This window comes from Actinomadura harenae (assembly GCF_003696215.1).
Classification (GTDB): domain Bacteria; phylum Actinomycetota; class Actinomycetes; order Streptosporangiales; family Streptosporangiaceae; genus Spirillospora; species Spirillospora harenae.
Window position 1 is genome coordinate 1 of sequence record NZ_RFFG01000277.1, and the last position, 873, is coordinate 873.

Below are 873 nucleotides of genomic sequence, written 5' to 3' on the forward strand. Positions count from 1 at the left end.
GACGCCGACGGCGCGGGGAGCGCGGCGGTGGCGGCCACCGGCGCCTCGCGGCGGCGGCGCTCCCGGCGGTTCTCCTTCAGGACGGGCCCGGCCGGGACGGGCCCGGCCGGGACGGGCCCGGCCGGGACGGGGTCCAGGCCGTCGGCGCCGCGCAGGATCCGCCAGTTGGCCAGCCAGGCGGCGATCGCGGCCGAGATCCCGACCTCCAGCGCGGCGAACAGCCCCACCTGCCACCAGGACGGGCCGACCGTCGCCATCCGCGCGCCGCCGAGCGGGCCGCCGGACAGCGCGGCCAGCACCGCCGTCACGACCCCGGTCAGCGCGCCGGACGCGAAGCCCCACAGCGGCGCGGACTCCGACACCGTGCTCGGCATCGCCCGGACGGTCAGCACCCCGCCGACCGCTCCGGCGAGGAACGGCGCGGCCAGCGCCACCAGGGACACCACGGGCGCGGGCCCCGGCTGCGGCAGGGCCGCGAGCGGCGGGAACACCGGGACGACGTCCAGCAGGACGCCGGTCGCGGCCACGCTCGTCCCGGAGCCGACCGCGAAGCCGGGGCCGATCGCGTAGGACATCCCCCAGATCGCGGCGTTCGGCAGGAACGCGAGCTGGACCAGGACGAGCAGCGCGCCGCCGACGATGCCGGGGGCGAGCAGGTCGAACTGGCGTCCCGCCTCCCCGGCGTGCACCGCCAGGGACGCGCCGACCAGCACCGCGCCCGTCGCGAGGAGCACCGCCACCGACCCGGCGACGCCGATCACCAGGGAGCGCGGACGGTCCGGCAGGAGCCGCACGAGGGCGCCGAGGCCGGAGCGGACGCGCCGTCCCGTCCGGGCCGCGACGACCGTGCGGGCCGCGCCCGCCCCGGCGCCC

At 80.3% G+C, this 873-nt stretch carries 1 protein-coding gene; it reads right to left on the reverse strand.

The annotated features are described in order from the left end of the window. Positions 1 to 873, reverse strand: an 873-nt coding sequence (locus EBO15_RS43470; RefSeq protein ID WP_233616871.1) for a cell division protein PerM, incomplete at both ends; no start/stop codon positions are given.